Annotated in this window: 7 protein-coding genes; 2 read left to right on the top strand and 5 right to left on the bottom strand. The window is 65.0% G+C overall.

All coding sequences use genetic code 11. The features are described 5' to 3' along the window. The first annotated feature begins 64 nt into the window (after window positions 1-64). Window positions 65-2,146 carry a 3-hydroxyacyl-CoA dehydrogenase NAD-binding domain-containing protein gene (locus KHN93_RS06750; RefSeq protein WP_104560967.1) on the top strand — a complete coding sequence of 694 codons (2,082 nt, stop codon included), beginning with the start codon at window positions 65-67 and terminating at the stop codon, window positions 2,144-2,146. Window positions 2,147-2,316: 170 nt separating this feature from the next. Here KHN93_RS06750 and KHN93_RS06745 read toward each other — a convergent pair whose 3' ends face one another. The 3 genes from KHN93_RS06745 to KHN93_RS06735 form a co-directional block, all read right to left on the bottom strand. Continuing rightward, entirely contained in the window at window positions 2,317-5,169 is a 2,853-nt protein-coding gene (locus KHN93_RS06745) for a TonB-dependent receptor (protein ID WP_212579302.1), read from the bottom strand. 374 nt (window positions 5,170-5,543) lie between these two features. After that, entirely contained in the window at window positions 5,544-7,127 is a 1,584-nt protein-coding gene (locus KHN93_RS06740; protein WP_104594882.1) for a tetratricopeptide repeat-containing sulfotransferase family protein, read from the bottom strand. A 40-nt stretch (window positions 7,128-7,167) separates the two neighbouring features. After that, window positions 7,168-7,626 carry a hypothetical protein gene (locus KHN93_RS06735; protein WP_104561028.1) on the bottom strand — a complete coding sequence of 153 codons (459 nt, stop codon included), beginning with the start codon at window positions 7,624-7,626 and terminating at the stop codon, window positions 7,168-7,170. Window positions 7,627-7,787: 161 nt separating this feature from the next. On the opposite strand from KHN93_RS06735, the gene KHN93_RS06730 reads away from it, so the two are divergent. Further along, window positions 7,788-9,290, top strand: a complete 1,503-nt coding sequence (locus KHN93_RS06730; protein ID WP_104561026.1) for a tetratricopeptide repeat-containing sulfotransferase family protein — start codon at window positions 7,788-7,790, stop codon at window positions 9,288-9,290. Window positions 9,291-9,313: 23 nt separating this feature from the next. Here the strand turns inward: KHN93_RS06730 and KHN93_RS06725 are convergent, their stop codons facing one another. Further along, complete coding sequence (locus KHN93_RS06725; RefSeq protein ID WP_104560961.1) at window positions 9,314-10,597, bottom strand: aspartyl/asparaginyl beta-hydroxylase domain-containing protein; 1,284 nt, start codon at window positions 10,595-10,597, stop codon at window positions 9,314-9,316. A gap of 156 nt (window positions 10,598-10,753) precedes the next feature. Continuing rightward, window positions 10,754-11,719, bottom strand: a complete 966-nt coding sequence (locus tag KHN93_RS06720) for a cation diffusion facilitator family transporter (protein WP_104560959.1) — start codon at window positions 11,717-11,719, stop codon at window positions 10,754-10,756. Window positions 11,720-12,632 lie beyond the last annotated feature (913 nt).

Here is a 12,632-nt window from a genome sequence, read left to right as displayed (position 1 = left end):
GACGTGAAGGAAACAACCTCTGGATGATAACGACCTTTCCTTATATCTCCGGACGGCCAGACGCATGCTTCCAGGTTTCGACGGGCTCCGATTCAGCCATTGGCAGGCCGACCTGCGCGAGGACGGCGTGGTCGTGCTCAGCCTTGATCGCCAGGGCGCACCGGTCAACGCGTTTTCGCAGGAGGTGCTGCTCGAACTGGGCGCGCTGGTCGAACGCCTGGCGCTGGACCCGCCCAGGGGCGTGGTGCTGCGCTCGGGCAAGCCCAACGGCTTCATCGCCGGCGCCGACCTGAAGGAATTTCAGGAGTTCGACCGCAAGGGCACCGTCAACGATGCGATCCATCGCGGCCAGAGCGTCTTCCAGAAGCTGGCCGAACTGCCCTGCCCCACGGTCGCGGCGATCCATGGCTTCTGCATGGGCGGCGGCACCGAGATTGCGCTGGCGTGCCGGTATCGCGTGGCCTCCGACGATGCCAGCACCCGCATCGGCCTGCCGGAAACCAAGCTCGGCATCTTCCCCGGCTGGGGCGGCAGCGCCCGCTTGCCGCGCCTGATCGGTGCGCCGGCGGCGATGGACCTGATGCTGACCGGCCGCACCGTCGCGGCCAAGGCCGCACGCGCGATGGGCCTGGTCGACAAGGTCGCCGCGCCCGCGGTGCTGGTCGATGTCGCCGCCGCGCTGGCGCTTACCGGCAGCAAACGCCCGTTCAAGCAGCGCGCTACCGCGTGGGCCACCAATACCCTGCTCGCGCGCAAGCTGCTGGCGCCACAGATGCGCAAGCAGGTCGCACGCAAGGCGCGCAAGGAGCATTACCCGGCGCCCTACGCCTTGATCAACGTGTGGGAACGCGCCGGCGGCAGCGGCATCCAGGCGCGCCTGGCGGCAGAGCGCAAGGCGGTAGTCAAGCTCGCCAGCACGCCGACCGCACGCAACCTGATCCGCATCTTCTTTCTCACCGAGCGCCTCAAGGCGCTGGGCGGCAAGGATGCCGGCGCTGCGGCGCTGGCTCCGATCCGCCATGTGCATGTGGTCGGCGCCGGCGTGATGGGCGGCGATATCGCGGCCTGGGCGGCGTACAAGGGCTTCGAGGTGACGCTGCAGGATCGCGAGCAGCGCTTCATCGATACGGCGCTGGGCCGCGGCGGCGAGTTGTTCGCCAAGCGCGTCAAGGACGAGGCCAAGCGGCCGGCGGTGGCGGCGCGCCTGCGTGGCGACCTGGCCGGCGCGGGCGTGGCGCAGGCGGACCTGGTGATCGAAGCGATCATCGAGAACCCGCAGGCCAAGCGCGAGCTGTATCAGTCCATCGAGCCGCAGCTCAAGCCCGATGCATTGCTGACCACCAACACCTCGTCGATTCCGTTGACCGAGCTCCGCGGGCATATCCAGCGCCCGGCACAGTTTGCCGGCCTGCACTACTTCAATCCGGTCTCGATGATGCCGCTGGTGGAAATCGTGCAGCACGACGGGCTGGATCCGGCCAACGTCGCGCGCCTGGCGGCATTCTGCAAGGCGCTGGACAAGTTCCCGGTACCGGTGGCCGGCACGCCCGGCTTCCTGGTCAATCGCGTGCTGTTCCCGTACCTGCTCGAAGCGGCAACCGCCTATGCCGAAGGCGTACCGGGCCCGGTGCTGGACAAGACCGCAGTGAAGTTCGGCATGCCGATGGGGCCGATCGAACTGATCGACACGGTGGGGCTGGACGTTGCCGCCGGCGTGGGCGCGGAGCTCGCACCGTTTCTGCACCTGCCGATTCCGGCGGCGCTGGCCACCGTGGAGCCGGGCAAGCGCGGCAAGAAGGACGGCCAGGGCATGTACAAGTGGGAGAACGGGCGCGCGGTCAAGCCCGAGATCGCCAGCGGCTACGAGGCGCCGGCAGACCTGGAAGATCGCCTGATCCTGCCGCTGCTCAACGAAGCGGTCGCCTGCCTGCACGACGGCGTGGTGGCCGATGCGGACCTGCTCGACGCCGGCGTGATCTTCGGCACTGGCTTTGCCCCGTTCCGCGGCGGCCCGATCCAGCACATCCGCAGTGTCGGCGCCGACGCCTTGCTGGCACGTCTGCAGGCACTGCAGGCGCGCTATGGCGAGCGTTTCGCACCGCGCCCGGGCTGGGAGTCGCCGTTGCTGCGTGAACCGGTGGCGTGAGCGGTCGACGCTGTCTTCGACGTCGATCAGCCACGCAAGCGAGGGGCGATCGGCGACTGGGGTGATCTGCAGGTTGCAGCGCGGCGAGCCATCGACACACGCTTTCACAGGCAACAAAGAACAACGGCGAGCCAAGGCTCGCCGTTGTTTTTACCAACTTGCAACGTGCCTCAGAAACGCAGACCCACACTGGTAAAGAAGTAACGACCCGCTTGGTCGTAACCAGCGAGCGAGTTGCCGTTGAAGGTCAGGCTGCCGCCCACCAGCGGCGGCTCCTTGTCGGCGATGTTGTTGATGCCCAACGTCCAGGTGACGTAATCGCCCAACTGCATCGAACCGGACAGGTCGAAGTAGTTGTATGCCGACACCTTGTTGTCCTGGTTCACTAGGCGTACGTCGGTTGTGCCACGGGTGCCGTCGGTGTTCTGGTAATCCAGCTCACCGTTATAACGCCAGCGCAGACCGACGGTGTAGCGATCGAAGCTGTAGCGCGTGCTCAGCACATGCCGCCATTCGGCACTGTTGCAGGCCACGTTGACCACGCCCGCGCAGTCGTAGGTCACTTCCTGCACACCCGGAACCGGCTCGTACTCTTGCTTGATGGCGTAGCTGCCCATCATCGAGGCGGTCAGGCGCCCGGGGCCGACGCTCCAGGCATACGATGCGGTCAGATCCACGCCCTGGAAATGCAACGAACCAAAATTATCCTGGGAATTGAGGATCAGACCGGACACGTCCGGATCACTACCGCGGAACAGATCGCCCGTCGTGGCATTGCGGCGCACGCGGCTGCAGATATCCGCATTACCGGTCACGCCGCATGCGGTGAGGATGTTGGACGAGCCGATGCTGCGGATCGCGTCGTCGATCTTGATGTCGTAGTAATCCACGCTCAGATCGAGCCCCTTGATCGGGCTGGCAGCAAAACCGACGGTCCAGGTGTTGGCCGTTTCCGGCTGCAATGTCGTATTGCCGCCGCCGATTTCGTTGTACTGGCCGGCCGGGTTGGCTGCAACGCGGCCGTATTGCGCCGCAGTTACACCGGTGTTGGCGCACTGGGCCTGGGTAAAGACCGGATTGGCACCGGCACACGGATCGCTACCGCTCCACAGTCCGATCGTATTTTCGTTATACAGCTCGGTCACGTTCGGAGCGCGGATCGCACGGTTCCAGCCCGCGCGCAGGTGGTACTTGCCATCGACGAATGTTGCACCCAGACCGGCCTTGTAGGTACTCACGCCACCGGAGGTGTCGTAGTCCGAATAGCGATAGCCAAGCTGCATGTCGAGGTGATCCAGGCTACCGGCCTGCGCCACCAGCGGCACCGCGCCTTCGAGGAACAGTTCCTTGACGCCGATGTCGCCGGACACATTGGAGGTCGGTCCACCCAGGCCGGTGAAGTTGCCGGTCTGCATGTTGCTGTCGGCCACCCGCTTGAAGGTTTCGGTACGGGTCTCGACACCGCCGACCAGACTGATCGGGTTATCGCCGGCCCACGGCAGGCTGTAGCCGAAATTGCCGGTCACATAGGCGTTGAACACGCGCATGGAGGTTTCGTAGTTGACGATACCCACGCCCTGCAACGCCTCTGCCTCTGCTGCGGTGACACTGTCGGTCCACACGCTGTAGGGCACGCAACCATCGAACGAACCAGGCTGGCAGCCCAGTAGTGCATCGCGTACGCGCGTGGTCACGAAGTCGTTCCTGTTTTCCGACTTGGTGGTGCTGCGGTTGTAGGTGAACGAGGCGTCGTACGACCAGTTGTCGTTGATGTCGCCCTGGGCGCCGGTGGTGATGCTGAAACTGTTGGTATCCGAGTCGGTGATGCGCGGGCCGCCTTCGACGTTGCGCTTGGCTACGTAGACGGTGAACTCGTCGTCGGTGATGCCCACATCGTTGCACAGGCTACCGATCACCGAGGTGGCGCAGTTGACGTTGAGGTCGGTGAAAAACGCGCCCGACGGCGCGATCTGGGTCGAACTCTTGCGGTTGACGAACAGAGTTTCGAGATAGGGCTTGAAGTGCTCGTTGACCTCGTACTTGATGTTGGTGCCGGCCGTGTAGCGCGTATCCGGACGCTGGTAGTAATTCAACGGCGCGAAGTTGTAGAGATTCGGGGATGCGACCTGCGACCAGGTGCCGCCAGCTGAAGGCTGCACGTAGAACGCGCCAGCCGACGGAGCGACGACATAGAAGTTGGCCGGATCTGCGGTGGCAGAGCCGCCGCACGCCGTGCCGCGGTTGCTCAACGCGCATGCGGAGTAATCGCGCTGGCCCTGCAGCAGTGGATCGTTTTCGCGCCAGGTGGCCCATGCGGTGGCATGCCCCGCCTCACCGAAGCTGCCGCCGATGGCCAGGTCCACATTGCGCGAGATGCCGTCGAAACCGGAGTTTCCAGTCGGATAATCGTAACCGGCGTCGTCCATCAGGCCGCGCATCAAGGTGTTGCCGTTGTCGTGCTGGTAGGCGTTGTAGCCCATGTCGACACTGACACCTTCGAACTCGTCGTCGAGCACGAAATTGACCACGCCGGCGACGGCATCGGAGCCGTACACCGCCGAGGCGCCGCCGGTGAGGATATCCACGCGGCGCACCAGCGCTGCCGGAATGATGCTGATGTCCGGACTCTCGCCGATGCCTTTGGGAATGCGCCTGCCGTTGACCAGGGTCAAGGTGCGCTGCGCGCCCAATCCACGCAGATCGACGGTCGCATACCCCTGCGAGCCATTGTTGGCGAAGTTGTCGAAGCTCGCCGAGAGCTGCGGGTACTGGTTGATCAGATCTTCGACCTTGGTCGAGCCGGTGTACTGGAATTCTTCCTTGTTGATCTCTGCCACCGGACTGGAGGCAGTCATCGTCTGGCTCTTGATGCGCGTACCGGTGACACTGATCGCGTCCAGGCTCTTGAGTTCCGTCGAGGGCTGCTCCTGCGCGCTCACGGTTCCCGACAGGGCCAACGCCGCAGCGCCAACCGTGAGCGATACCCGGATGGCGTCGCGCAGCTTGGTGGTCTTCAATCTCATCTCTCTCTCCGAGAAGTTCGAACGGGTAAGCGCAACGCACCGCATCGGCATCTGAGGCAATGCCGGCACGTGCTGCGACGTCGTTGGCAAGCGCATCAAACTGCGCTTCCACACTGGCGAACGGCCGGACGAAAGAGCGCCCGAAAAAACGTTGCCAACCCGATGTTAAGACCACGTTGAGGAGAATTAAAGCGCCATTCAGAAATGCTCCGAATCGGTGCGGCGAATCCCCAAAAGAGTGCGGATGTCCCGGAAAAAGCGGCCCGATGGCGCTCTTTTCTCTCGTGGAGCCCGATTCCGCCTTTTTCGTTCGTTGGTCGCGAGCCAACCGCTCGCTCAGTTGCAAGAACTATTGGTCGGCCAGCGAAAAACTCTTACAACGCTTCGACGCCGGGCACGATCACGCCAGCTGCCTGAAGTCGCGTCAACACTGGCAGCAGTCCGTCCAGATGACGCCGAGAGCTATGCACCGAGCGTTGGTGGACATCGCCGCGCACCTGCGCTGCGCTCGCAGTCACGAACGGCACATGCTCCAGTTCGGTGATGGTGTCACTGCGCGTCAGCCCGCACCAGCTCAGCACCCGGGTGATCTGCTGGTCGGTATCGCGCACCAACTCCTCGTAGTGCACGTCAAGAATGCTGCCGGGCAGCACCGCATGCCAGTGCCGCATGGTCTGCTGGTAGGCCAGGTAATAATCCGCGAGCTCATCGAGCGCATACGAGAACGGATAGGCGTTGTAGAACAAGGTCTTGTACATCGCATAACAGGTGTCTAGCGGATCGCGCACCAGATGAATGATGCGTGCACGCGGCAGCGCGGCGGCAATCATGCCGCAATACAGGTAATTGACCGGCAGCTTGTCGATGAACACCGGATGGTCGTGCACCAGCTCACGGGCGCCGCGCAGATACTCCTGCCCAAGCGCCGCGAAATCGATCTGCAGCGATGCCTGGGCGGCGGTCAGTTCGGGATTGGTCGACAGTACGCCGGAGGTCGCACTGCCGAGCAACGCACCGAAATCCATCAGCTCCCCGGCCGAGCGTGCACCGCCGCGCTGGATCAGCAGGCGCTCCAGCAAGGTGGTGCCGGAGCGTGGCAAACCGACGATGAAGATCGCCCCCTCGCCCGCATGACCAGGTTGCAGTGCGCGCAAGGAAGCCGGGTCGTACGCCTCGCGCACCTGAGCGATATGCGCACACTCGGCAGCAACGTCGTATTGCATTGTCTTGCGCTTGCAGGCCGCTGCGGTGGTCAATGTCTCGAACGACTCCGCATGCTGGCCCAGGTCCTCTAGCTCCTTGCTCAAGGCGTACAGACCGGCCGCTCGGGCGGATGGTTCCGATAGCGTGGTCAAGCGGTGACGCAGATCGTCCAGATGGTTGTGCTGCCCGGTCTGGCGCCGGAGCGTGGCGCGCAGGTACAAGGCATCGCCCGTGCCGGGTGCCAGTTGCAATAGCCGCTCCAGGGTGCGCTCAGCCGCATCGAATTCACCGCCAAAGAACTGCATGGTGGCAAGGTCGTACAGCAAGCCGGGCTGTTCTCCCAGCAATGTCATCGCATGCCGATACGCGTCGCGGGCGGCCGCCACCTCGTGGCAGCCACTGTACAGCGCACCGATCCGCCACCATGCAGCGCCGTCGGCGGCCGCCAACGCCTGCGCCTGGCCGGCGACAAGCCGGGCCTCGCGTCGGCGACGCAGCTGCAGCAGCAAGCTACCGTACTTGATCAATAGCGGGAGCGATGACGTTGCAACCGCCGCGGCCTGTGCGATGCGGTCGGCTGCGGCCTGCGGATCGCCGTTGGCCAGCCGGGCTTCACTGGCAAGCTCCAGCAGATGCGCATTGCCAGGCTGCTCTGCGCAGGCGCGGTCCGCAAACACGGCTGCCTCGGCATAACGTCCCTGACGCAGCAGTTGATACCCGTTGTGCAACAGTGCGCGCAGCTGTCTCTCAGTCATTCGTTCTCTTCTGTTTGTTGCGATGCCGTCTGTGGCCTGGCTAGTCGATACGGCGGGCGCGTAGCGCCACACCGGCAGCGGTGACCAGCATGTAGCTTCCCATTGCGGCCTTGCGGATCACCACGACCTCGCCATCGGCCAGCGGCCCGCGGCTGGTCGCTTCCGTCAGCGCCCAACGCTGGCGACTGTCCAGCGACACGATGCGCGTACCGTCTGGCTGATACGCCACCGCGAGCACCTTCGCGGTGAGTTGCGCAGGTACTGATTGCTGCGCACCTGTCGCTGCCGAGGCCTGTTGGCTGCTGCGGCCGAATGCCCTGACTGCCCTGTCCGCCTCCGCCGCCCGCACCGCCTGCGTTGGCGGGAAGCTGGCGTCGTAGCAGGCCAGCCGCGGCAAGGGATCAAGCACTTCGGCGCAGCGATGCGTCGGCACGTCCTGCGCCGATGCCGCACAGGCGCAGCTCAACACCGTCAGCCCCCACACCACTCGCTTGTGCATGCGCGCATCTTCACTCGTCGATTGCAGCAGAGCATACAAGGCAAGCGGCGAACGCAGGAAAGACTGCTCATCACCGTCCGGCCACGGGGCGATTGAACGCACCGCTGGCGCCGCCTAAGCTGCAGGTCTCCCGCCCGCTGCAAGAATGCCTGGAAAACGCCTTGGACCCGTCCTTGCAGCACGCCGCACGCTTACTGCAACAAGGCCATCTGGCGCAGGCAATCGCCGCCTATCGCCGCATCCTGCAGGCGCAGCCCCGCTGCGCCGATGCCTGGTACAACCTGGGATATCTGCTGCGCCAGACCGGCGAGGCATCCGCCGCACTGGACGCTTATGCGCAGGCATTGCAGCACGGTGCCGCGCTGCCGGAACAGATCCACCTCAATCGCGCCGCGCTGCTGAGCGACCATCTACATCAGGAGGCGGCAGCGCTGAAGGAACTCGACCTGGCACTGCAGTGCCGGCCGGACTACGCCCCTGCCTTGCTCAATCTGGGTAACCTGCAGGAAGAGCTGGGCGCACGCGACCAGGCGGTCGCCGCCTATCGTCGGCTGCTCGCCAATCCTCCTGTCGATGCCCAGACACGGGCGCTGCAGCTGCAAGCCACCGCACGCCTGCTGCACCTGGATCCTCCAACCCATGCGCAGGACACACGCTTGCTCGCACTTGCGCAGGCAGGCTCGGCCACGGGGCAGGATCCTGCGTTGACGGCCACGCTGCTGCATGCAGTGGCCCATGCCTATGACCGCCTCGGCCTGCACAGCCAGGCATTCGCTGCGGCCAGTGCCGCCAACCGGCATGGCCATGCACATGCGCGGCGCTACGACCCGATCCGCACACAACAGCAGTTCGACAGCATCGCTGCGGTATTTGCCGATGCAAGCGACGCGCGCCCGTCACAGCCCATGGCCGCTGTCGACGACGCGGTACCGCCACTGTTTATCTGCGGCATGTTCCGCTCCGGCTCCACCTTGATCGAACAGGCCTTGTCGCGCCACTCGTGCATTGCCGCCGGGGGCGAACTGGATGCGCTGCCGCGACTGGTTGCACAGTCGCTGTCGCCATTCCCGCAAGCCGCGCAGCATCTGTCCTCGCACACGCTGGCGCAGCTGGCCGCGGCCTATCGTCAACGCGTGGCTGCGGCCGTCCCCCATCACGCGCAACTGCGCTACATCACCGACAAGCGCCCCGACAACTTTCTACTGATCGGGCTGATCAAGCAGCTGTTTCCGGCGGCCAGGATCGTGCACACACGTCGTCACCCGCTGGACAACGGGCTGTCGATCTTCATGCAGCAGCTCAATCCACAACGGTTTGACTATGCGGGCCGGCTGGAGGACATCGGGCATTTCTATGCCGCCTACCAGCGACTGATGGCGCATTGGCTGTCGCTGTATCCGGACGGTATCCACACGTTCGACTACGACGCCTTTGTCGCCGCGCCGGAGCCCAGCCTGCGCGCACTGCTGGACTTTTTGCAGTTGCCCTGGGAACCGGATTGCCTGGATTTCCACAAGGCGCCTGGAGCCGTCAGGACAGCCAGCTACTGGCAGGTGCGCCAGCCCCTGCATGGCGATGCGTCCGGACGCTGGAAGCCCTACGCGACCCAGCTCGCTCCGCTGCGCGACACACTTGCCCGGTTCGGCATCATGCCTGCGGACTGAAGCGGCCGACTACCGGCAAAACCTCATCCCGCACGGTGGTGCGCAATCGCCGTCTCCATGGCATTGACCATCTGCCGCTCCTCCTGGCTCAGCAACGGGTTCCAGACATCGAAGATCAGCACCGCACGCAGCTGCGCGCTCGCGTTGCGCGCCTCATGCTCGATCGAGTCGTCGAACACCAGCACCTTGCCGACCTCCCACTGCCGCCAGTCGTAACCGACCCGGAAGCTGCAGCCCTCGGGCACGATCAACGCAAGATGCGCCACCAGACGTGCGTTGGTCTCACCATGGTGCGGCGGAATGACCGTCTGCGGCGCAAGCACCGAAAACATCGCGTTGGGGCACACGCCGTCGATCTGCGCCGCATCGACCAATGCCAACGCGGCGGCGGTTGCTGGGCACTGCCGCAGATGTTCATCCACCGGCTGTCCATGTGCCCACAGCGGATAGGAACTCCATGCCGGCGAATGGTTGAGCTCCTTCCACTGATTGACCGGCTGGTCCTGCGCGTAGGCGATATACGGTGCAAAGCCGCCCTTGTCCTCGCGCATGACGGCGCGCAGTTCCTGCGCGATCGCCTCGGTCTGACGCTGTACTGCAGCGATCCAGGGGAACGCGTCCGGCGGGTGAAACGGCAGGGCTGGCAGTCGCGGGATGTACAAGCGGTTGGATTGGGAATGGAACGGGCGACTGCGCCCGCATGCGATCGCGGCCGCTTCCTCCCAGCGTCCTGCGAGCGCGGCGTTCACGGCGATGCCAGGAGCGTCCAGGACGGCGCGCAATTGCGCCTCCAGCTCAAGCGTGTCCTGCTCCACTGCCTGCGTGGCCAGGGCCAGCTTGCGACGCAACACCGCAGGCCACTGCGGCTCCGGCGGCGCGACCTTCAGCGCATCGCGATAGACACCGGCGGCGGCGCGCGGACGGCCACGCGCCTGCAGGAATGCGGCCTTTGCCAGCAGCCCGGGCAGGAAGTACGCATCCAGCGCCAACGCCGCGCTGATGGCCTGCCATTCGCCATCCACATCGCCTTGCGCCTGCTTCACCACCGCAATGGTCAGCACGATCATCGGATCGCCCGGGCTGCTTGCGCGTGCGCCTGCCAGGTACTCCAGCGCCGCCGTTGCATCGCCGCGCTGGTAGGCGTGCACGCCCAGGCTGTACAAGGCCTGCGGGTGCGTCGGTGCCAACTGGCGCACCTGTGTCCACAATTGCTCGGCCTGTTGCCATTGCCCGGCCGATGCTGCCGCGCCCGCCTCGGCGATCAGCGCGGCAATGCGTTCGTTGCGTTGTTCGATCTGTACCGCCATCGCGCCGCCGGCCTCGCAGTCTTCCCCGGCTCGATCATACGACCTGGGCGGCAGCTCGGCAGCAGGATGGCTCTCCCCTCGATCGGACACGCTGGCCTGGCTGGGTCCTGCTCCAGGCAATGCCATTCGACCGCCGATCAGACGGCGTGGTCCGCGTCAGTGCGAATGGCCGCCGTGCGAGTGCGCGTGACCACGGTGATCGTCATGCGCGGAGCCTTGCGCGGCCGGCGCCGCGCCACACGGCTCGGTGCCGCAGTCGCCACTCTCTACCTGCAAGGTGACGTGGGTGATCTCGAAACGCGCGTGCAGCAGCTCGGTGAGGGCGTCGCGCAGGCGGTCGCGGTCGGTGGTTTCGCTGACCACCACGTGGGCGGTGAGCGCGGGCGTGCTGGAGGCCAATGCCCAGACATGCAGGTCGTGCACGTCTTCGACGCCGGGGTAGCTGGTCAGCGCCTGCTGCACCTGCGGCAGATCGATGCCCTTGGGCACGCCTTCCAGCAGCACGTTGATCGCCTCGCGCAGCAGCACCCAGGTGCGCGGCAGCACCCACAGGCCGATCAGCACGGCCAGCACCGGGTCGATCCACTGCCAGCCGGTCCAGCGGATCAGCAACGCGCCGATGATTACCGCCACCGAGCCAAGCATGTCGCTCCAGACCTCCAGATAGGCCCCCTTGACGTTGAGGCTCTCGCCGCTGCCGGCGTGCAGCAGCTTCATGGCGATCAGATTGATCACCAGGCCGAAACCGGCGATCAGCAGCATGCCGCTGGAGGAAATATCTTGCGGTGCGCGGAAGCGCTGCGCGGCCTCCCAGAGAATGTAGGCGCCGACTGCGAACAACAGCGCGCCGTTCGCCAGCGCGCCGAGCGCTTCCAGCCGCACGTAACCATAGGTGCGGCGCGCATCGGCAGGACGACGGCTCAGGCGCACGGCAAGCAGGGCGATCATCAGGCCGACGGTGTCGGTGGCCATATGTGCGGCATCGGACAGCAGCGCCAGGCTGTTGGTGATGAACGCACCGATGACTTCCGCCAGCAGGAACGTGGCGGTGAGTCCCAGCGCCCACCACAGCGGTGTCTCGTGGCGGATGTCGCTGGGTGCGTGGTTGTGGTCGTGTCCCATGGATGCGGTGGCCTCGTGCAATGCGCGCACCTTAGGCGCACGCGATGGCGGAGACTATTACACCCGGGCGTGATGACATCACATCACGCGAGCGCGGCGCTGCACCTTGTTGCCCAGGCCGGATAGCGACTTGGAGCGGCCAACAGAACCTCTCAAACGCCGCAGCGATAGCGGCAACGTGTCGGCCACCCTCGCTTTCGTTCGCGGGTGGAGTGATGTCGTATTGGCAGTGACACTGCTCGGATAGAAAGAAGCTGATCAAACCCCACTTCATCGGACGGCTGCGCTGCATGCCCTGCTTGCCCCCTGCTTGCAACCATGCGTACCGACCATCGTGACTGGTCCTTGCCCGCCCACCGTCGCGGGACCTTACGCGGCATGGATGCCGCGTAAGAGCCTACACGGACGTACTTGCGGCATGTCCTGCGATGGTGGGCGGGCAAGGGGGCTCTGCAGCAAAACCACAGCGTCGAGTGCGCGGTGCCCTCACCGCTCGCGGGACACGCCGTGAATCCATCCGTGGAGGCTCGGTGGCGGCATCCATGCCGCCACACGGTCCCGCAATCGGCGAGGACCCCCGCACCAGACAGTTTGCTGGCTGTCTTACTGAAAACCATGCACACCGATCAACTCGACAGGTCCTTGCCCGCCCACCGTCGCGGGACCTTACGCGGCATGGATGCCGCGTAAGAGCCTACAAGGACGTACTTGCGGCGTGTCCTGCGAGGGTGGGCGGGCAAGGGCCCTGCAGCAAAACCACAGCGTCGAGTGCGCGGTGCCCTCACCGCATCAGACAGTTTGCTAGCTGTGTTATTGAAAAAAACATGCACACCGATCAACTCGACTGGTCCTTGCCCGCCCACCGTCGCGGGACCTTACGCGGCATGGATGCCGCGTAAGAGCCTACAGGGAC

This window comes from Xanthomonas arboricola pv. juglandis, assembly GCF_905367715.1.
Lineage (GTDB): Bacteria > Pseudomonadota > Gammaproteobacteria > Xanthomonadales > Xanthomonadaceae > Xanthomonas > Xanthomonas arboricola.
This window is presented reverse-complemented; position numbering and strand designations above follow the sequence as displayed.